The 17,673-nt window shown below is 60.0% G+C and carries 19 protein-coding genes and 1 pseudogene; 18 read left to right on the forward strand and 2 right to left on the reverse strand.

Annotation, left to right across the window (positions count from 1 at the left end):
* Positions 1–141 precede the first annotated feature (141 nt).
* Positions 142–363: a hypothetical protein gene (locus tag AC25BC_RS32515; protein ID WP_128439425.1), complete on the forward strand. Its 222-nt coding sequence runs from the start codon at positions 142–144 to the stop codon at positions 361–363.
* A 38-nt stretch (positions 364–401) separates the two neighbouring features.
* Positions 402–608 carry a hypothetical protein gene (locus AC25BC_RS32520; RefSeq protein ID WP_003554614.1) on the forward strand — a complete coding sequence of 69 codons (207 nt, stop codon included), beginning with the start codon at positions 402–404 and terminating at the stop codon, positions 606–608.
* A 221-nt stretch (positions 609–829) separates the two neighbouring features.
* Here AC25BC_RS32520 and AC25BC_RS32525 read toward each other — a convergent pair whose 3' ends face one another.
* Positions 830–1,099 carry a hypothetical protein gene (locus AC25BC_RS32525; RefSeq protein WP_245459837.1) on the reverse strand — a complete coding sequence of 90 codons (270 nt, stop codon included), beginning with the start codon at positions 1,097–1,099 and terminating at the stop codon, positions 830–832.
* Between AC25BC_RS32525 and AC25BC_RS32530 the strand changes: the two genes are divergently transcribed.
* The 10 genes and pseudogenes from AC25BC_RS32530 (at position 1,028) to AC25BC_RS32575 (ending at position 10,849) form a co-directional block, all read left to right on the forward strand.
* Positions 1,028–1,381 (forward strand): DUF72 domain-containing protein, encoded by a 354-nt coding sequence (locus AC25BC_RS32530; RefSeq protein ID WP_487778591.1) that lies wholly within the window; start codon positions 1,028–1,030, stop codon positions 1,379–1,381. The two genes, AC25BC_RS32525 and AC25BC_RS32530, sit on opposite strands and share 72 nt — an antisense overlap.
* Positions 1,267–1,635: a DUF72 domain-containing protein gene (locus tag AC25BC_RS32535; protein WP_487778584.1), complete on the forward strand. Its 369-nt coding sequence runs from the start codon at positions 1,267–1,269 to the stop codon at positions 1,633–1,635. Before AC25BC_RS32530 ends, AC25BC_RS32535 begins: the two co-directional genes overlap by 115 nt.
* A gap of 1,155 nt (positions 1,636–2,790) precedes the next feature.
* Complete coding sequence (locus AC25BC_RS32540) at positions 2,791–4,302, forward strand: type II and III secretion system protein family protein (RefSeq protein ID WP_128439550.1); 1,512 nt, start codon at positions 2,791–2,793, stop codon at positions 4,300–4,302.
* Between the two features lie 385 nt (positions 4,303–4,687).
* Positions 4,688–5,044: a hypothetical protein gene (locus AC25BC_RS32545; protein ID WP_080635507.1), complete on the forward strand. Its 357-nt coding sequence runs from the start codon at positions 4,688–4,690 to the stop codon at positions 5,042–5,044.
* A 460-nt stretch (positions 5,045–5,504) separates the two neighbouring features.
* Entirely contained in the window at positions 5,505–6,089 is a 585-nt protein-coding gene (locus AC25BC_RS32550; protein ID WP_244432307.1) for an invasion associated locus B family protein, read from the forward strand.
* Positions 6,090–6,376: 287 nt separating this feature from the next.
* Entirely contained in the window at positions 6,377–7,141 is a 765-nt protein-coding gene (locus AC25BC_RS32555; RefSeq protein WP_003554601.1) for a response regulator, read from the forward strand.
* A 277-nt stretch (positions 7,142–7,418) separates the two neighbouring features.
* A complete protein-coding gene (locus AC25BC_RS32560) occupies positions 7,419–7,661 on the forward strand; it encodes a hypothetical protein (protein ID WP_128439427.1) in 243 nt (80 codons plus the stop codon).
* 235 nt (positions 7,662–7,896) lie between these two features.
* Positions 7,897–8,559 (forward strand): transcriptional regulator, encoded by a 663-nt coding sequence (locus AC25BC_RS32565; RefSeq protein ID WP_128439428.1) that lies wholly within the window; start codon positions 7,897–7,899, stop codon positions 8,557–8,559.
* A 131-nt stretch (positions 8,560–8,690) separates the two neighbouring features.
* Positions 8,691–9,254: a hypothetical protein gene (locus AC25BC_RS32570; RefSeq protein ID WP_003554597.1), complete on the forward strand. Its 564-nt coding sequence runs from the start codon at positions 8,691–8,693 to the stop codon at positions 9,252–9,254.
* A 675-nt stretch (positions 9,255–9,929) separates the two neighbouring features.
* Positions 9,930–10,849, forward strand: a pseudogene (locus AC25BC_RS32575) (ArdC family protein).
* A gap of 179 nt (positions 10,850–11,028) precedes the next feature.
* Here the strand turns inward: AC25BC_RS32575 and AC25BC_RS32580 are convergent.
* The gene (locus AC25BC_RS32580) at positions 11,029–11,979 is read right to left on the reverse strand and encodes a LysR family transcriptional regulator (protein ID WP_128407137.1); all 951 of its coding nucleotides are present in this window, start codon (positions 11,977–11,979) and stop codon (positions 11,029–11,031) included.
* 95 nt (positions 11,980–12,074) lie between these two features.
* Here AC25BC_RS32580 and AC25BC_RS32585 point away from each other — a divergent pair, with 95 nt between their 5' ends.
* From AC25BC_RS32585 to AC25BC_RS32610, 6 genes are read left to right on the forward strand one after another with little or no spacing between them, the layout of a single operon-like run.
* On the forward strand, positions 12,075–12,938 hold the full coding sequence (locus tag AC25BC_RS32585) for a dioxygenase family protein (RefSeq protein ID WP_017997480.1): 864 nt from the start codon (positions 12,075–12,077) through the stop codon (positions 12,936–12,938).
* The gene (locus tag AC25BC_RS32590; protein WP_128439429.1) at positions 12,935–13,993 is read left to right on the forward strand and encodes a maleylacetate reductase; all 1,059 of its coding nucleotides are present in this window, start codon (positions 12,935–12,937) and stop codon (positions 13,991–13,993) included. The genes AC25BC_RS32585 and AC25BC_RS32590 overlap by 4 nt, the downstream gene beginning before the upstream one ends.
* A gap of 54 nt (positions 13,994–14,047) precedes the next feature.
* Complete coding sequence (locus AC25BC_RS32595) at positions 14,048–15,328, forward strand: ABC transporter substrate-binding protein (RefSeq protein WP_128439430.1); 1,281 nt, start codon at positions 14,048–14,050, stop codon at positions 15,326–15,328.
* A 50-nt stretch (positions 15,329–15,378) separates the two neighbouring features.
* The gene (locus AC25BC_RS32600; protein ID WP_128439431.1) at positions 15,379–16,098 is read left to right on the forward strand and encodes an ABC transporter ATP-binding protein; all 720 of its coding nucleotides are present in this window, start codon (positions 15,379–15,381) and stop codon (positions 16,096–16,098) included.
* Positions 16,098–16,817, forward strand: coding sequence for an ABC transporter ATP-binding protein (locus AC25BC_RS32605; RefSeq protein ID WP_128439432.1), 720 nt, complete (start codon positions 16,098–16,100; stop codon positions 16,815–16,817). Before AC25BC_RS32600 ends, AC25BC_RS32605 begins: the two co-directional genes overlap by 1 nt.
* Positions 16,804–17,667 (forward strand): branched-chain amino acid ABC transporter permease, encoded by an 864-nt coding sequence (locus AC25BC_RS32610; protein ID WP_128439433.1) that lies wholly within the window; start codon positions 16,804–16,806, stop codon positions 17,665–17,667. Before AC25BC_RS32605 ends, AC25BC_RS32610 begins: the two co-directional genes overlap by 14 nt.
* The last annotated feature ends 6 nt before the right edge of the window (positions 17,668–17,673 follow it).

The following is a 17,673-nucleotide window of genomic DNA, read 5'->3' on the forward strand; positions in this document are numbered from 1 at the left end:
TCGACTCAGCTCCCTTCGTCGACGCCGCCGGCCGGGATCAGGCAGCGTTTGATCTTGAACGTGTCCCAGGCATTTCGAGCTCGCCGTGGAACATATGCGCCGCCCGACCGTTGCTCCGCTCAGTTTGAAAGGTTGTCTGAAATGCCAAATCAGCGTGCCAACGATGATGAGCTTCGCGACATTATCGATCAGAAACTGACTGCACTCATCCAGGAAATGGAGGATGCGGATTGGAGCGCCAAGGACGTCGCTTTTGCGATTAACGATGTCCTCAAAAGCAAGTGGCTTGATCGGATGATGGCGCTACAAGACGCACGCGACGCGGTTCCAAAAGGATTCCTGTCAGACGGGAACGAAGGCTAGCGGTCGGTTATCCACGGCGTGAAAAAGGAAAAACTTTCATGACTGCGACATTCCTGGTCATCGCCATCAGTTCGCTCGATCCGGATGGTAGCGACACCCGTAACGAGCCGATGCTCGTTTACCCCGATGCGCTAAAGACTGCACGGCAACTAAAATCTGAAGGCAAAGCGTTCAGGGTGATCGCTGACGGAGACCAGACGGAGGAACAGCTGCAGTCGTTCCTGGCGCTCGGTGCGCTCGTATAGTCGGATGATGGCGGTCGAGTTGTGGCAGGCTGAGTTCGAAGCCGTCGAGGCAGGAAACGCCGATCAGGTATCGGCTGCCGAGAGGGATCGGGCTGAGGACTATCCACTGACGCTCTATCTCGACATTCAGGCGGATGGAGCGTGTCGTTCGAGACCTATGCCGGCTCGGTCAAAGATCTGTCTTTTGTTGGCTTGCGGGAAACGCTTCCGCGCATCGAGACTCATCTTGGCCATTTCAAGATGCTGACCGTCAGACGGTAAAACCGGGCAACGGGTGCTGACGTTGCAAATGAAGTCGAGGCCGGGACGAGGAGGATCGATTGGTGCAGCGCACTGCTGAAGATAACGCGGCCCGCCGCGCGCGCCGCGCTGAGCGCAGGCAGAAGCAGCGCGACGCCAATGTCGATCGGGCGGCCAAAATGCGTCAGGTACGCCTTGCCGATCCGCAGGCCAACAACCCGACCGAGGATCGACAGGCCGGTCGCACCCATATCGGATGTTCGGGGTGGTACTACTGGCATTGGAAGGGGGCGTTCTATCCTGCGGATGTTCCGTCGAGTCAATATTTCGCAATCTATCAGGGATCCTTCAAGACGGTCGAGCTCAACGCCCCGTTTTATTCGACCAGCTGCCGCCGAGCGTTCGCTACACTCCGGAAATGCTTCAATCCATTTTATCGCAGCTCGACTGCCGCCGCAGGAACGTCATCGAGTTTCGCCACAAGAGCTGGTGGAATGATGAGGTATTCGAAGCCTTCAACGCTGCCGGGGTGATTTTCTGCTCCTGCAGCGGCCCCCGGTTACCGGATGAACTGGTGCGGACCGCCGATGACATCTACGTTCGGTTTCACGGGATCAGGCAATGGTATCGCCACGATTACAGTGACGCGGAATTGCTCGTGTGGGTCGAGCGCATTAGGCAAAGCCGGGCGAAGACCGTATGGGCCTACTTCAACAACGATCGCGACGGACATTCGATCAAGAATGCCAATCGGCTGTCGGAGTTAATGAGTATTTCAGCCACGTAGGACAGCTGCGCGGGACGAGGCTGCGATGGGGCACAGAAATCGCTTCGCGGGATCTTCGCGGTCTCCCGATACTGAACGCGGGACGGTCGGGTCTGCGTCCTGAAGTGCGGCGCATTTGTATCTGTTGCAACAAAATAGCGGTGAACCCCACTGTTCAAGCGGGCGAATGAGGCACATCCCAGCTAGGTGATAGAAGGTCACAACTAGACTTGGTCGCGGTTGCGACCGAACAGCTCGCTCAAAAGCTCGTGTTCCAAGCGTTCTAGCCAATCTCGACGCGCCTCTACAGCCAAATCCCTTTGAAAAGCAACGCCGCTGGCTGACGTGATCGTTTTTGCTCATCATGGTTCGAATTACGCCTTGGGCTTATATCTCAACCGTTGAAAATCCCTGCAGCCCAGTGATTGTCAAATCGCTGTCACGGCGGTGAGTGGCCTGTCATCCTGATCGCGAAGGCTATGAGCAGTGCTGACTGCGGCGATAACCGGAAACTTCGCCTCAACCTTTTTCGGGCAGACGAGACCGAATTCGGACGTTCCTTGTTCGATACTCGGAATTAACGCAGGGCTGGAAAAGCAAGAGACGACAAGCTTGGCTCTTCGGTGGGCTACAAGCCTTTCGCACTGTCCTCCATTGAACCGGATGAGGCTGGACTTTGCCGCTTTAGGACGCGCCGATCCTAAGTTTTGTGCCGAAGCCTGGAGCCTTTCAAGCAATCATCGCGCGATTGTGGCCGCCATCCCACGCCCGCCATTCGCAATTCGACCTGCTGGCGGACCGCACGAGTGCCGCGTTCGCATCTCGCACAATGAAGCAGCGCGGCCGGCTCGGCAACAATTCGTAAAACACGGAAATGTTCAGAGCATGATCGTGCCACGAACCGGTGAGTTACTGGCGGGACGTCCTTCGAAGATTCACCGCCGATTGAAAAAGAGCAAAGGCACTAACTCGTGGCCAACATCAATATACCGTCTTCTCCGATCCGAAAAAGTGACAGTGCCTATCAAATCGAATGCAAATTCGCGCTGGAGCCCTCACTTACAAGGCTTTTCGAAAAGGCACGCTCCGCCGGCTGGGACCCACAGCACATAGCCCTCGCAGTCGCCGCGCTCAGTTGGGAGCTGCTGGTTGATCAGCGCGATAGTATGCAACGCGATGGATGCGGCATTGAACATTAGGGTTCATCCGCTCCGCAAGACGGATTTAGGGAAGTCCTCGGTCCATGCCGGCTGGATTGCGCATACAGTTCTCCTGCTCACGCTGCTGTCGTCGGCCACATATTGCCGTGCCGAGAATGTCATCAGCGTCACAGAGACCGGTGTGAATGTCACGCGGCATGTCCGCATCGGTCTAAATAAGACGCTCATCGTTGAGCTTCCTCAGGACGCTCATGACATTGTTGTTTCAGATCCAGGCGTGTCTGACGCGATAGTGCGAGCGACACGCACCATCTTTCTCTTTGGCAAAAAGGTCGGGCAAACGAATATCTTCATCCTCGATGCGAACAAGCGACCAATCGTCAATATCGATATCGCGGTTGAGAGAGACATTGCCGGGCTGGAGACGGATTTGCGTCGTTTGATACCAGATGCGGCCATCAAGGTTGAGATTATTTCCGATAATATTGTCCTCACCGGCACCGTAAGGTCGGCACAGGACTCGGCACAAGCCGCCGATCTTGCATCCGCTTTCGTCAAAGGCGGGGAGGCGACGACCCGCACCCAAAGTGCGTCGAGCGGGGGTAGTCAAGGATCCGTGGCCCTTGTTGCGGAAGATCGGCAGGAATCCAAAATCATCAACCTTCTTCGCATCGCAGCCGACGATCAGGTGATGCTCAAAATGACGATAGCGGAGGTAAAGCGAGAGATCCTGAAGCAACTGGGCTTTGACAATGAGCTAAAAAACGCTGGTGGCTCAACAATTGCCCAGCTGGGAACGGCATCGACGGATGCGACGACCGCGACCTCCGGCGGCGGCCTATCAGCCCTATTCAGCGGATCCTTCGGCAAGTATGGCCTCTCAACGACATTGAATGCGCTTGAACAAGCGAAAGTGGTTCGAACCTTGGCCGAGCCGACATTGACGGCCGTCTCGGGTCAATCGGCATCGTTTCAAGCAGGTGGCGAGGTCCTCTATTCAAACACCGACAGCGATGGCAATACGACCCAAACCCCGTACAGCTACGGCATCAGCCTCTCATTCAAGCCCATCGTCCTAACGTCCGGTCGGATCAGCCTGCAGATCTCAACCGAGGTGTCCGAACCGGTTACCTCTATATCCGGTTCATCCCCGACCTACGGCAAGCGTTCGACCAGCACCACCGTTGAACTGCCATCGGGTGGTTCGATCGCTCTGGCGGGGCTAATCCGAGATAACTTCAACAGGACCTCCAATGGGACGCCGGTCTTGAACAAGATTCCAGGGTTTGGCGCTTTGTTTCGCCAGACAAGCTTCGAGAGAAACGAGACTGAACTCGTAATTATCGCCACACCCTATTTGGTTCGCCCTGTCGCGGCAAAAGATCTGAATCGGCCTGATGACAATCTTAGCCCAGCTGATGATGCCTCTCAGGGGTTACTCGACCGGATCAACAAGCTCTACGGCAACGGCAAAACCTTGGAGCCGACAGCGCAATATCACGGCACCGTCGGCTTCATATACAAGTGATCGTTGCTGATAGTCTGACGTCCGGAGAGGCCCGGCCTGTCATTCAACCGACCTGCCTCTTCGGTCAGTGCCTTGGCGTGCCAGCAGGTGAGCCCGACAAGAACACGGCTAACAAATATCGCCATTGAAGGGGTTTCCCAACGTTAAAAGCTCAGCTCCGAGGTTGGCATGACTTGGACAAGCGGGACGCTCACCATCCTTTCCAAACCATCGATCTTGCTCGCGCGCCGGGCGTCCGGGGTCGCACCAGCGGGCACCATCCGTGGTCGGACGTGGCACCCCGGAGCGGTCGCACTCGTCTGCTTTTACTCAATTTTACGCAGCCTTTACGCTGCTTAACGTTGAACCCGCTACCAAGGATGGCGACGTAGTCAGGAACCCGTCCATGGACATCGAAATGAACGACGGTAAATCGCGACAGTCCCTCCTGCCGTGGCGCGGCGTAGACCATCCGCTCAGGACACGGTTGCTTTGCCTGATCGCGGGCCTGGTCGCCTCCGGCTTGTCGACGTCCACATTTGCCGAAGACAGCGCAACCGGCAGTACGTCGCTGTTTCAGGTCGGGTCCAGCATCGCCGACACAGGAACCGGATACTCGCTGTTTCGCGGACCGCAGCACGGCTCCAACGACTATTGGATTGAATGCTCTTGTTCGAACGGCGCATTGGCGGTCAGATCGTGTCCTTCCTTGAGATACAAATGCTATTGCGCAGATAAGCCCTCGATATCTTGCAGCCAATGATCTGTGCGCCCCGCAACCCAGCCGTGCTCGGTTCTGAGCGCTTCGGCTCAACGGTGTCCGCCAGGATGCCGGCGCCTTGCGACCTAAATCGCGTCGCTCCTTTCCCCGATGCCGGCAACGACTGCCTTCCCGCGACGTCTGTCCCCACCGGTTCCTTTCATTCGGCGTCTGGACGATTTTCGTTCGCGTATATCCACCATGCCGATCCTGTCGGCAGCCTGTTTGGCGGGCAGAGGTCTCGGGTCGTGGACGGCGACGCCCTTTGCTTCTCCCTCCGCCCCGCCCGAGATCAAGCCGGCCTTTGGCCGATCTATTCATGCGGTGTTTCCGGCCCTGCTGCACTGCGAGGACGGAGGCGAAATCACCCACGATGGGCTCTGCGTTTGGGGATGGGGTTGCTGCAGGTCGCGAGCGAGCGCCGTCGGGAGGTTTGGGTTTGGGGCTGAGACTGGCGAGCGTTTTGGCACTGCTCCTGTCGGGTTTGGTTGGGCCAGAAGCGGCCCAACGAAAAAATTCCGATGAGGCCTCATGGAGAATGGAAAGTGGATTCAACCGCGCCGGATCGTTGGCCCTGGGCGCCGCTGCGCCGAGCGAACAGCTCCTCGTCGCCGCCGACGGCATAAAGGAGAAATACGATGACTGGGGCGTTGAATGCGCGGTCGTCGACGTCGGAAAGCAATGTGCCGCGGGTCAGTTTCATGAAGATCCAAAGAGCGGTTTGGTTGCGTTCGCAATTCAGGTCTACCCTTCTGAAGAGCTGGGCACGAGGGTCCTGATCAGGATGCCGCTCGGCTTGAAGTTGTCGGACGGCGTGCGCCTCGAGCTTGATACGCAACCCTCAAAACAACATGCGGATGTTGCGACGTGCCTGCCCGATGGTTGCGTCGTTCTTCTCATCATGTCCGACGCCACCATAGACATTTTGAAGGCCGCGCAGGTGCTCACGGTGAGCGCCACTTCGTTTGCTTCAGGTGGTAAGTTGACCTTTCGCGTCTCTCTGAAGGGGTTTCCTCGTTCGCTCGAACGGCTGGATGAACTGCGATGATCGCGACGCTCCCATGGCGGATGCCGTTCCTTACTCCCAACGGCTGACGGACTTGGGCGCATCGAACCATGGCAAATGATAGCGCCGATCTCATGAGATATAGGGCCGCGGCGACAGCACACCATTATTCGGCAATCAAACGCTGCTTGTGACGTTTTCGAATGCAGCGGTTCCAGCAGCTTAACGTTTCTCGGCGATCTCGGGATGTTTCTGGAGGTTTCCCGCAGACGACAACGAGAATTGAAAGCCGGCAGTGGAAGAAGAAATCAATCATCGAGGTGGGCGATATGGACCATATATTAGTCGTTGATGGCGATCTGGAAATCCGCCGGCTACTGACACGTTATCTTGTCGATCAAGGTTTTCGTGTCACCGCTGTTGCATGTCGGCAGGACTGTGAGAGGTGGATCGATACCAGCACGCCTGACCTGATCGTGCTCGACGTCCTGCTTCCGGATGGTTCGGGCCTTGATATCTGCAGGAACCTGCGCGCTAGCCAGTCTCGAATCCCTGTTATTCTGCTGACCGCATTGAAGGAGGAGGTGGACCGTATCATTGGCCTGGAATTCGGAGCGGACGATTATCTTGGCAAGCCGTTCAATCCGCGAGAACTCGTGGCAAGGATCAGGGCAGTCTTGCGACGAGCCGGCGACGCTGAGGACAGTGACACCGACGTCAAGGTCTTCACTTTCGCAGAATTCATCGCTGACACAAGCACCCGGCGGGTATGCAAGTTGCGTGGCCCAGAAATTGAGTTGACCGGAGCGGAATTCGACCTGTTGGTGGTCTTTCTTGAACGACCGGGCCGACTCTTGTCACGAGACCGGCTGCTTGATCTGACACAAGGGCGCAAGAGCGAGCCTATGGACCGATCAATAGACGTCTTGATGAGCAGGCTGCGACGTAAGCTTGGTCAAACCCAAAGCGGCCCCCTTTTCCGGACGATCCGAAATGGCGGTTACCAGTTCACGCTTCCAGTCAAGGCAGGCGTGCCTGACGTGGCAGCTAGCATTGCGGTTCTCACCGGGAACGACAACGTTCGCTCCCTATGAGCGCGCTGGAGTCTTTTTTCGTCTCAGCTTGCCAACGAACTGGCCGGTGGCGACCGCATCTGTCAACGGTCGAGATCGCAGGCGCTAACCGCCGGGATGACCGATTTGATGAGCGGTCCAAAAGGAGAGAAGCGGCGAGCGTTAAACGCAGTTGAGGACATTCTCACTGTTATGATGTCACGTTTCGCTGCGCTGCATCGTCATCACTTACGAGAGCCTTGATTGTTGGAGAAGCGGCAATGGCTGACAGCGATGCCTCGAGCTAGCCGAGGCATTCTTGACCGCCTCGCGCGACGGCGACCTGGCGAAATTGCGGGCGATACTCGCGGCCGACGTGGCGGTGTACGCCGATGGCGGGGGCAAAGCCGCGACGGTCACGAACGAAGTTGTTGGAATAAGGCGGTTATGCGCCTGCATGCCGGGCTCGCGCGGCTGTTCGATCGCAGCCGTTCGCGCCTGCTGCCATGAGTTTTATGACGCCAGTCTGCGCTCCCGCGCCAATAGCCGCAAGTTCCAGTAGAAGGTCGCGCCATACACCGTGCCCCGGGGAGATCGACAAGGCTAAGGCAGCCGGGGAGGTTTTGCGCTCACGGACAATAGGCGGCGGAGCGCGGTTTGACCAGCGCTGAACGCGCGCGTGGCTCTGGTGTCGCCAGGGTATGGACCGCCGGCGCAATAGTCGCTATTTGCAGGACATGCTGCGATGTTGAAAACGTCGCTGAAACATCACCGCAGATACCCAAGGCTTTTTTAAATTGAAAAAAGTGCAGCGCAGCTTTGCCGTCGAGTACAAATCAGGTCGGCGAAAACTCAACTCCAAACCGAGTTCGATCTGGGCAGACACGGATCTCAAGTCCGTTGCGCAAGATATGCAGGACGAGGCAATGCCATTTATGTCATTGGCTCCTCAGGCAAGAAGCACCGGAATGCTTGTATCCGAAGAAGAACAGGCCGGGCCGTTATTGACACTGCCGATCGAGCAAGAGACAAATGCATCGGCTTTACAGGAGACCATAATGGCCGACGAAAAAGATACGACAACCAATGCTGACACGCCGGCCGCCGCGGCGCCCGATGGACTGAAGAAGGTGCGCAAACCTCGCGCCAAGAAGGTGGTGCCTGCAACCGCCTCAGCCGCCGTTTCTTCGCAACCGGCAGCGGCTTCGGATGCCAAAGCTGGAAAGCAGACGAGAGGACGCAAAGCAAAGCCTGACGAAGGGACGACGAGTGCCAAGCGTGTACCTGTCAAACGTGCTCCGAAGGCTGTGTCGATAGCGGCTGCACCGTCGGTGGCGGCAGTTGATGAGATTTCGGATCTTCTGCAGCTCGAAGAGGAAAACCAGAAACTGCGCAAGCTGCTGGCGGAGAAGCTCCGCGCTGAAAATGCCGATCTGCGAAAGCGCCTCAACCTCGGTTGATCGGCAGCAGACGGTCAAGCGCTGGCCGCATTCTCATGCTTATTGAAGTGAAGATTTTGGCGGCGGTTCGTTCTGCCGCCAACGTTTTTGCTCGCAGTTTGCATACGCAGTAGAATTCGAGGTCAAATAAAATGGCGTCTCCATGGAAACTTCTTGCTGGGCTGGTGTCACGGCAACGCCAGCAGAAGCAAGAACACGGCTCGACCGATGATGTGAAGCCGGACGTATCAGCCATCGCCGAGCCGACTGAAGCGGCGGCCAACAACCGGTCGAAGGCCGCAGACCGTGCGGCCAACGAAAAGCCGGTCACCCACGAACAACACGAGGCGGTGTCGGTAGACCCGCGTCGTCATGCCGAAGAGGCGGCAAGCAGTGCTGATCACACGACAGATGTCGAAAGCGCCACGCTCGAGATAGCGGCTGATCCGGCCTCATCCGATGTGGTGGACATAGCTGCACACGCCGCGCCCAAGCCCTCGCGGATTGACGATGGTGCAGCGCGAAAGCGCAGCAGACAGGCCAGGAAAGCGGACGTCGTCGATGTCGTTTCGCGACCATCTCCACGACTTGCCATCGTTTCCGACGATGCAATCGGCCTTGAGGGAGAAATCAGGATGCTCCGGGATCAGTTGGCGAGGAAGCTTCGGCTGCAAAACGCACAACTGAGGAGGATGCTGGATCGGTTCGAGCGCTGAATTGTCAATTCCCGTTGTACCCAATGGGTCCAATGCGCCTTGGCCCGGAACGGCTATGAGCTGCGTTGCTGGCGCATTGCATAAGGTCTATCGGCCCGGCCATCGAAGATCGAGCTAGCAACTGGCGTTTGATATGGCGCTCAATCCGGGTTCTGTCTGCCTTTGCCTAAAACGACTTGGTGGTCCCTCCCGTCTTTACCAGTAGCCCGCCGGACTGGGTTGGCATTGACATGCGTGAAGTCATGCTGGCCAGTCCGCCCGACCACCTTCCCACGAACATTGCCCGGCGTGGCAATAATTGCAAAAAGCCACCTCCCGGCGTCGACGACAAGTTGCCGGCCGGCAGTCGATCCCATTCTCGCGCCCATGCCCGGATGTTCGGGACGAGTATCTCGATTGGCGCGTGATGTCGTATCGCGCGCGCTTCATCCGCGAAGCTGGCGACGGGATCCGGATCGCGGATCAGCCATGTCCGCCTGCGTCTAAACCTCCCACTTGGATTGCGGCCATCGCGTCCTGTCCCGGCTTTGGTCCTGCCAGGCTCGCGCCGCCGGCAACGGCCTTGCCGTCCTCCACTGCGTTGCGGCCCTGCGGGTGCAGGCAGCGCTTGCAGCCCGGCTTTCGAACCGCCGTAGCAGGTCGCGATGGCCGCGACCTCGAAATGGAGGTTCCAACATGAGCAGGCAACAATCCAATCAACGAACCGATATCTACAGCCGCATCACCGCCACGATCATCGCCGATCTCAAACGGGGCGTGCGGCCATGGACCAAACCCTGGACGACAGGACATGCGACAGCCGAGGTCAGCCGGCCACTGCGCCACAATGGCCAACCCTATTCCGGGATCAACGTTCTGCTGCTGTGGTCGCAAGCCATCGCCCGCGGCTTTGCCTCATCGAGATGGATGACGTTCCGCCAGGCCATCGAACTCGGTGGCGCCGTTCGCAAGGGCGAAACCGGCACAACCGTCGTCTTTGCCAGTTCGTTCGTCCGCACCGAGACGACCGACACGGGCAGCGAGATCGAACAGGATGTTCCATTCCTCAAAGCCTACACGGTGTTCAACACCGATCAGATCGCCGGTCTTAACCGGCGCTTTGACGACGTCGCACCTCTCCAGGATCCGATGAGCCGCATCGGCAATGCCGGCCGCTCTTTGCCAATACCGGCGCGCTGATCCGCCACGGAGGATCGGCTGCCTATTATGCCGCTCAGCGTGATTACATCCAGATGCCATGCCTGGATGCCTTCCGGGACGATGCTTCCTATGTCGCCGTCCTCAGCCACGAGATGACGCACTGGACCGCCGCACCGCGACGGCTGGATCGCGATCTCAGCCGCTACGCGAAAGACCGGAGCGAACGCGCCCGCGAGGAGCTGATTGCCGAACTCGGCAGCGCGTTTCTCTGCGCCGATCTCGGCATCGTCCCCGAACTCGAACCACGCCCCGACCACGCCAGCTATCTCGATGGCTGGCTGAAGGTTCTCCACCACGACAAGCGCGCCATCTTCTCGGCGGCAGCACATGCGCAGCGCGCCGTCGACTACCTGCATTCCTTGCAGCCGGAGCGCAACGAGGAGGAGGCGGCGTAAGCCGTCTCTTCTTCAACTGATGAAATGCTCGGATGATCAGGCCGCCCCGCGGGCCTTCCAAGCCTGCATGGTGAAAACCGACGCGCCGCTCCGTAGCCTGATCGCGCCGCCGCCGAGGCCTTGCCCAGACCGAACGGTGAAGTGGCACCAATTGCCTGCTGCACGTTCTCGCATTTTGTTCATGAGCCCCAGACCACTGACTGCTCATGCCGCTTAATCAGGTGCTTGAGGTTATCGAAGCTGGTGCGGATGTGGCGGGCGAAGTTGTCGGCGGCGGGTGTGCGGGGTGCGTCCGAACGCTTCAGCAAGCCGAGCGCGCGTTCCGAATGGGGGATGGGAACGGGCAGGGCGGTGATGGACTTTTCGTTGCGCAATGCGAAGACGACGCTGTGCGGCATGATGGTCAGCGCATCCGCCGCCTTCATGTACTGGACGACGCTCATGAGGGAGCCGCCCGAATAGCGGATCTTGACTTCGGTTGCGCCGAAGGACAGCAGCATGCTGCGCAGATCGGTGAGTAGCGGGCTGCCTGGCGGAGGCGCCACCCAAGGGAAATCGAGCAGGTGCGCCGGCTGAGGGCGCCGCTTCAACAGCAAAGGATGGGTGACCCGGCAGGCGACGACGTTGCGGCCGGGCAGGATTTGCTGAAATTCGAGGCCGGAGCCCTCGTCGAGAATATCGATCGGGCAGATGGCAAGGTCGATCTGGTCGGCATTGAGCGCGGCACGGAGGTCTGGGAAGTAACCATAGCTCTGGTCGATGCGCACGTCTGGATGCAGGTTCTGGAACTCGGCGATCATGCCGGCGATCAACGCATCCATGAAAAAAGGCGTGCCACCGACACGCACTACGCCGCTTCTGCCGGCCCGAAAGCTTTCGACGACATCGGAGGCCTTGCGCGATGCCGACAGCATCGTCTGGCCGTGATCGGCCAGCGCCCGACCCAATGACGTTGGCTGCAACGGCCGCCGCCCCTTGACGAACAGTGGCTCGCCGATGCGAGCCTCGAGCATTGCGAGCGTACGCGAAACAGCCGGCTGCGATAGGCCGAGCAGGGCAGCTCCCTCGGTGACCCCGCCGGTCTTAACGACTGCCGCAAGCTGGACAAGGTGACGTTCGTCTATCTTCATAACGATATGATATATTAATCGCGAATAAAATCATTACCGGCACATAGCGTTTGGACTAAATTTGTCTCCACCAGCCATTGCCTTGGAGGAGACGCATGACGCCGGGTCCGATGGCGCTGAATTTCAGCGAGGCCACCTCGCATGACATCTTTGCGCAACGACTTCAGCCATCAAAGGACAACATCCTGCCGCAGGTTCTCGCGGCGGCGGTGACGCATCTTCATACCCTGATCCGCGAAGTGCGGCCCACCCAGGCGGAATGGCGCCAAGTCATCGAATTCTTGACCGACGTTGGCCATGCAAGCGACGAGCGGCGCCAGGAGTGGGTGCTCCTGTCGGATCTGCTCGGCGCTTCGACACTGGTCGAGGAGATCAATTCGCGCCGTCCGAAGACGGCCACCCCCAACACCGTGCGCGGACCGTTCTTCCGCGCCGACGTTCCGCAATTGCCGCTCGGCGGCAATATTTCGCTTGATGGTATCGGCGAGCCGCTGGAAGTTTCCGGCCGCGTGCAGGATCTCGATGGCGATCCCATCGCAAATGCCGAGATCATCACCTGGCAGGCCAATGCTCAAGGCCTCTACGAAAACCAGCAGCCGGACCTGCAGCCGGAATTCAACCTGCGCGGCGGCTTCCGCACGGATCCCGACGGACGTTTCCACTATCGGACCATCAAGCCATGCGGCTATGGCGTGCCTGACGATGGTCCCGTCGGAAAGCTTTTGCGGCGGGCGGGCTATCCGCTGCGCCGCCCCGCGCATCTTCATTTCATCATCAAGGCGCCGGACTTCGAGACGATCACCACGCATATCTATGACGGCAGCGATCCGCATCTGGCCGAAGACGCGATCTTCGCCGTCAAGCCCGAGTTGGTGCGAACCTTCGAGCAGCAGGGTAAGCGGTGGTTGTTGAAACTGACGTTCGTCATGGTCCGCGCCAGGCAGGGAGCCGATACATGAGCCGGATTTTCACCTATAGCGGCAGCCCCGCCCATATCGTCTTCGGCGAAGGCAAGAGCGCCGCCGCCGGCGAGTGGGTGGAAAAGCTCGGATGCACCAAGGCCCTCGTTCTCTCGACGCCGCAACAGAAGGCCGACGCCGAAGCGCATGCCACGCGGCTGGGCTCTCTCGCTGTCGGCGTCTTTGCCGGCGCCACTATGCACACGCCAGTCGATGTCACCGAAGAGGCGATGGAGGTGGTTTTCCAAACGCAGGCCGATTGCGTCGTTTCGCTCGGCGGCGGCTCGACCACCGGGCTTGGCAAGGCGATCGCCTATCGCACGGATCTGCATCAGATCGTCATTCCGACGACCTATGCCGGATCGGAAGTGACGCCGATCCTCGGCCAGACCGAGGCCGGGCGCAAGACGACCGTGCGCCATGCGAGCATCCTGCCAGAGGTGGTGATCTACGACCCGGCGCTGACGCTTGGCCTGCCGGTCGGCATGAGCGTCACCTCGGGCCTGAATGCCATGGCCCATGCGGTCGAGGCGCTCTACGCGCAAGACCGCAACCCGATTTCGACGCTGATGGCGGTCGAGGGGCTGCGGGCCTTCAAGACCAGCCTGCCTGATATCATCGCTAATCCCCACGAGCCCGATGCCCGTGCCGATGCACTCTACGGCGCCTGGCTTTGCGGCACCGTGCTCGGCACGGTCGGTATGGCGCTGCACCACAAGATCTGCCACACGCTGGGCGGCACTTTCGATACGCCGCACGCCGACACGCATGCGATCATGCTGCCGCACACCGCCGCCTACAATGCCGCGGCGGTGCCGGAACTTCTGGCGCCGGTCGCCGATATTTTCGGCGCCTCGGTCGGCGGCGGGCTTTGGGATTTCGCGAGACAAATCGGTTCACCGCTGGCGCTGAAGGGTCTGGGCCTGAGCGTTGCCGATCTCGATCGCGCAGCCGAGATCGCCACCGAAAATCCCTACTGGAATCCAAGGCCGATCGACCGGAAGTCCATTCGTGCCCTGCTGCAGGATGCCTGGGAGGGCAAGCGGCCGGCATAAGCTGACGACAGACATCACGCTCTCTGGGAGGAGAGGAAAATGGGAGGAGGAAACATGTTTACCCGACGCGATTTTCTGAAGACGACGGCCGCCACCGGTGCATTGGCGGCGACATCCGGGCTCGCCGCCCCCGCGATCGCGCAGGACGCCGCGATCAAGCTCGGCTATGTCAGCCCGCAGACGGGACCGCTTGCCGCCTTCGGTGAGGCCGACAAGTTCGTCATCGACAGTTTTCTGGCAGTCACCAAGTCGAAGGGTCTCAACTACGAGGTTGTCGTCAAGGACAGCCAATCCAATCCGAACCGGGCGGCGGAGGTCGCCAAGGAACTGATCGTCACCGACGAGGTGAACCTGATCCTCGTCGCCTCGACGCCGGAGACCACCAATCCGGTGGCGACCACCTGCGAGGCTGAGGAAATGCCCTGTATTTCGACGGTGGCTCCCTGGCAGCCGTGGTTCATCGGCCAGCAGGGCAATCCCGGCGACCCGACCTCCTGGAAACCATTCAACTACGCCTATCACTTCTTCTGGGGTCTCGAGGACGTCATCTCGGTCTTCACCAACATGTGGGCGCAGATCGAGACCAACAAGAAGGTTGGCGGCCTCTTCCCAAATGACGGCGACGGCAATGCCTGGGGCGACAAGGTCGTCGGCTTCCCGCCGGTGCTGGAAAAGATGGGCTACGGGCTGATCGACCCCGGCCGCTATCAGAACATGACGGATGATTTCTCGGCGCAGATCAACGCCTTCAAATCGGGCCAGTGCGAAATCATCACCGGCGTGGTGATCCCGCCTGACTTCACCACCTTCTGGAACCAGGCCAAGCAGCAGGGTTTCGCCCCGAAGATCGCCTCGATCGGCAAGGCACTGCTGTTCCCGCAGACGGTGGAGGCGCTCGGCAATGCCGGGCATAATCTGTCGTCGGAAGTCTGGTGGACGCCGAGCCATCCGTTCAAATCGTCCTTGACGGGCGAAAGTACAGCAGAGGTGGCGGCCGCCTTTACCAAGGCGACTAGCAGGCCGTGGACGCAGCCGATCGGTTTTGCCCATGCGCTGTTCGAGCTGGCGGTGGATGCGATGAAGCGGGCCGGAGATCCGACAGACGGGGATGCCGTCGCGCAGGCGATTGCCGCCACCAAGCTCGATACGCTGGTCGGGCCGATTGCTTGGGACGGCAAGGGCCTGCCGCCTTTCGCGGCCAAGAACATTGCCAAAACGCCGCTCGTCGGCGGCCAGTGGCGGTTGAAGGACGGCGGCGGCTACGATCTCGTCATCACCGACAACAAGACGGCGCCGAACATTCCGATCGGCGGCAAGATGGAAGCAATCGCCTGATTTTTTTGCGCGGGGCCCGTTCGGCCCCGCCTGTTCTCGGAGGAATGGGTTTGGCAATTCTCGAACTCGATGGGGTCTCGAAGAAATTCGGCGCATTGACGGTCGCCGAGCAGATTTCCTTTGCCGTCGGCGAAGGCGAGGCGCTTGGCATTATCGGGCCGAACGGCGCCGGCAAGTCGACGCTGTTCAATTTGATAACCGGCAATATCCCCGCCGACAGCGGAAGCATCCGCTTTCTCGGCGGCGACGTGACGCGCACGCCGCCGATGGCGCGCTGCCTGGCGGGCATGGGCCGCACCTTCCAGATCCCGCAGCCGTTCGAGAAGCTGACGGTCTTTGAAAACCTCCTGGTCGCAGGCGCTTTCGGCTCGCGGCGGCGCGAGGTCGAGGTGTCGGACCGCTGCGCCGAAATCCTGGTGGACACCGGCCTGATCGACAAGGCGAATGTTTTGGCCGGAAGCCTGTCGTTGCTGCTGCGCAAACGGCTGGAGCTCGCCCGAGCGCTGGCGACGGAACCGAAGCTGCTGCTGCTCGATGAAATCGCCGGCGGGCTGACCGAGGGCGAGTGCCGGTCGCTGGTGGCCACCATCCGCGCCATTCATGCGCGCGGCGTTGCCGTCATCTGGATCGAGCACGTGCTGCATGCGCTGAATTCCGTCGTCGAGCGGCTGCTGGTGCTGCATTTCGGCAAGGTCATCGGCATCGGCAAGCCCGACGACATCATGGCATCGCGCGACGTGCGTGAAATCTATCTGGGGATCGAGATCTGATGGCGCTGCTCGAAACCAGAGGCCTGACCGCCTCCTACGGCGATTTCCAGGCGCTGTTCGGCGTCGATATTGTGGTCGGCGCCGGCGAGACCGTCGCCATCATTGGCGCCAACGGCGCCGGCAAGACGACGCTGATGCGCTCGATCTCAGGCGTGCTCACCAATGCGGCGTCATCGATCCTTTATCGCGACGAGCCGATCGGCGCGCTGTCGGCGCCTGACATTCTGGCGCGCGGCATCGCCATGGTGCCGGAAGGGCGAAAACTCTTTCCGTCGCTGAGCGTCGAGGAAAACCTGCTGGTCGGCAATTATGGCCGCAAGGTCGATGGCCCGTGGACGCTCGAAAGCATCTTCGCGCTATTCCCGATCCTGAAGGAGCGGCGCGACAATCCGGCCACGGCGCTTTCCGGCGGGCAGCAGCAGATGGTGGCGATCGGCCGCGGGCTGATGTCCAATCCGGCGATGCTGCTCTGTGACGAGATCAGCCTTGGCCTTGCGCCCGTCGTGGTCCGCGATATCTACGCCGCCTTCCCGCGCATCCGCGAGACCGGCGCTTCGATCGTCATCGTCGAGCAGGATATCGCCCAGGCGCTGAAGGTGGCCGACCGCGTCTACTGCATGATGGAAGGGCGGGTAACGCTTTCCGGCCGCGCCGCCGACCTCAGCCGCGACGACATCCACAAGGCTTATTTCGGGACGGATCACCATGAACTGGCTTGATACCATTCTCCAGGGCGTGCTGCTCGGCGGGCTCTACGCGCTGTTTGCGGCGGGGCTCAGTCTCGTCTTCGGCATCATGCGGCTGGTCAACCTCGCCCATGGCGATCTGATCGTGCTTGCCGCCTTCCTGATCCTGGTCCTGGTGACGACGCTCGGGCTCAATCCGTTCGTTGCCGCCGCGATCGCGATGCCGTTGATGTTCGCGATCGGCTGGGGACTGCAATATTTCCTGCTCAACCGCACGCTCGGCAAGGATATCCTGCCGCCGCTGCTTGTCACTTTCGGCCTGTCGATCGTCATCCAGAACGGCCTGCTCGAAGGATTTTCGGCCGATAGCCGCCGTGTCTTTGCCGGGAGCCTAGAAAGCGCCTCCGTCAATCTCGGCCCGGTCACCGCCGGCATCATGCCGCTGATGACCTTCTTTTCCGCCGTCGCCGTCATCGTCTGTCTCAACCAGCTCATCTACCGCACCTCCGTCGGCCGCGCCTTCCGGGCGACCTCGGACGATCCGGTGACGGCAGGGCTGATGGGCATCCGGCCGCAACGTATCTTCGCCATGGCGACAGGGCTTGCCATGGTCGTGGTGACGATCGCTGCCCTCTATCTCGGGACCCGCGCCAATTTCGATCCGACGTCGGGACCGGCGCGGCTGATCTATGCCTTCGAAGCGGTGATCATCGGCGGGCTCGGCTCGCTCTGGGGCACGCTCGCCGGCGGCATCATCCTTGGCGTTGCCCAGACGGTGGGTGCCTCGATCAATCCGGAGTGGCAGATCCTTGCCGGCCACCTGGCATTCCTCGCCGTTCTCCTGTTCAAGCCGCGCGGCCTTTTCCCGCGCGCGGTGGATTGAGGTGCA

The organism is Rhizobium sp. WSM409 (genome assembly GCF_057653825.1).

Bases quoted from the DNA above. Each gene is read 5' to 3' on its own strand.
- AC25BC_RS32515 (WP_128439425.1), top strand. From the start codon at position 142: ATGCCAAATCAGCGTGCCAACGATGATGAGCTTCGCGACATTATCGAT.
- AC25BC_RS32540 (WP_128439550.1), top strand. From the start codon at position 2,791: ATGGATGCGGCATTGAACATTAGGGTTCATCCGCTCCGCAAGACGGAT.
- AC25BC_RS32570 (WP_003554597.1), top strand. From the start codon at position 8,691: ATGGCGTCTCCATGGAAACTTCTTGCTGGGCTGGTGTCACGGCAACGC.
- AC25BC_RS32525 (WP_245459837.1), bottom strand. From the start codon at position 1,099: ATGGGTGCGACCGGCCTGTCGATCCTCGGTCGGGTTGTTGGCCTGCGG.
- AC25BC_RS32530 (WP_487778591.1), top strand. From the start codon at position 1,028: ATGCGTCAGGTACGCCTTGCCGATCCGCAGGCCAACAACCCGACCGAG.
- AC25BC_RS32580 (WP_128407137.1), bottom strand. From the start codon at position 11,979: ATGAAGATAGACGAACGTCACCTTGTCCAGCTTGCGGCAGTCGTTAAG.
- AC25BC_RS32595 (WP_128439430.1), top strand. From the start codon at position 14,048: ATGTTTACCCGACGCGATTTTCTGAAGACGACGGCCGCCACCGGTGCA.
- AC25BC_RS32545 (WP_080635507.1), top strand. From the start codon at position 4,688: ATGGACATCGAAATGAACGACGGTAAATCGCGACAGTCCCTCCTGCCG.
- AC25BC_RS32610 (WP_128439433.1), top strand. From the start codon at position 16,804: ATGAACTGGCTTGATACCATTCTCCAGGGCGTGCTGCTCGGCGGGCTC.
- AC25BC_RS32535 (WP_487778584.1), top strand. From the start codon at position 1,267: ATGCTTCAATCCATTTTATCGCAGCTCGACTGCCGCCGCAGGAACGTC.
- AC25BC_RS32520 (WP_003554614.1), top strand. From the start codon at position 402: ATGACTGCGACATTCCTGGTCATCGCCATCAGTTCGCTCGATCCGGAT.
- AC25BC_RS32605 (WP_128439432.1), top strand. From the start codon at position 16,098: ATGGCGCTGCTCGAAACCAGAGGCCTGACCGCCTCCTACGGCGATTTC.
- AC25BC_RS32585 (WP_017997480.1), top strand. From the start codon at position 12,075: ATGACGCCGGGTCCGATGGCGCTGAATTTCAGCGAGGCCACCTCGCAT.
- AC25BC_RS32555 (WP_003554601.1), top strand. From the start codon at position 6,377: ATGGACCATATATTAGTCGTTGATGGCGATCTGGAAATCCGCCGGCTA.
- AC25BC_RS32590 (WP_128439429.1), top strand. From the start codon at position 12,935: ATGAGCCGGATTTTCACCTATAGCGGCAGCCCCGCCCATATCGTCTTC.